The 1,119-nt window shown below is 65.0% G+C and carries 1 protein-coding gene; it reads left to right on the forward strand.

The genetic code is table 11. The features are described 5' to 3' along the window. Positions 1-1,119 (forward strand): NADP-dependent isocitrate dehydrogenase (locus AUL34_RS21675; protein WP_061938845.1); only part of this gene is annotated, 1,119 nt, incomplete at its 5' end.

Below are 1,119 nucleotides of genomic sequence, written 5' to 3' on the forward strand. Positions count from 1 at the left end.
CCCTATCTCGACGTCGATCTGGAGTACTACGATCTGTCGGTCGAGAACCGCGACGCCACCGGCGACCAGGTGACGATCGATTCCGCCAACGCCATCAAGAAGCACGGCGTCGGCGTGAAGTGCGCCACGATCACCCCCGACGAGCAGCGCGTCGAGGAGTTCAAGCTGAAGAAGATGTGGAAGTCGCCCAACGGCACGATCCGCAACATCCTCGGCGGCGTGATCTTCCGCGAGCCGATCATCATGAAGAACGTGCCGCGCCTCGTGCCCGGCTGGACCCAGCCGATCATCGTCGGCCGCCACGCCTTCGGCGACCAGTACCGCGCCACCGACTTCCGCTTCCCCGGCAAGGGCACGCTGTCGATCAAGTTCGTCGGCGAGGACGGCGAGACGATCGAGCACGAGGTCTACCAGGCGCCCTCGGCGGGCGTTGCGATGGCCATGTACAATCTCGACGATTCGATCCGCGAGTTCGCCCGCGCCTCGTTCAACTACGGCCTCGTGCGCAACTTCCCGGTCTACCTGTCGACCAAGAACACGATCCTGAAGGTCTACGACGGCCGCTTCAAGGACATCTTCCAGGAGGTGTTCGACGCCGAGTTCAAGGCCGAGTTCGACCGCCGCAAGCTCACCTACGAGCACCGCCTGATCGACGACATGGTCGCCTCGGCGCTGAAATGGTCGGGCGGCTACGTCTGGGCCTGCAAGAACTACGACGGCGACGTGCAGTCCGACATCGTGGCGCAAGGGTTCGGCTCGCTCGGCCTGATGACCTCGGTGCTGATGACGCCGGACGGCAGGACGGTCGAGGCGGAGGCCGCGCACGGCACGGTGACGCGCCACTTCCGCCAGCACCAGAAGGGCCAGGAGACCTCGACCAACTCGATCGCCTCGATCTTCGCCTGGACGCGCGGCCTTGCGCACCGCGCCAAGCTCGACGGCAACGACGAGCTGAAGCGCTTCGCCGACACGCTGGAAAAGGTCTGCATCGACACCGTCGAGGCCGGCCACATGACCAAGGACCTCGCCCTCCTCATCGGTCCGGACCAGCCCTGGCTCTCCACCACCGGCTTCCTCGACAAGATCGACGAGAACCTCAAGAAGGCCATGGCCGCCTGA

It is taken from the genome of Aureimonas sp. AU22 (assembly GCF_001463745.1).
GTDB lineage: Bacteria > Pseudomonadota > Alphaproteobacteria > Rhizobiales > Rhizobiaceae > Aureimonas.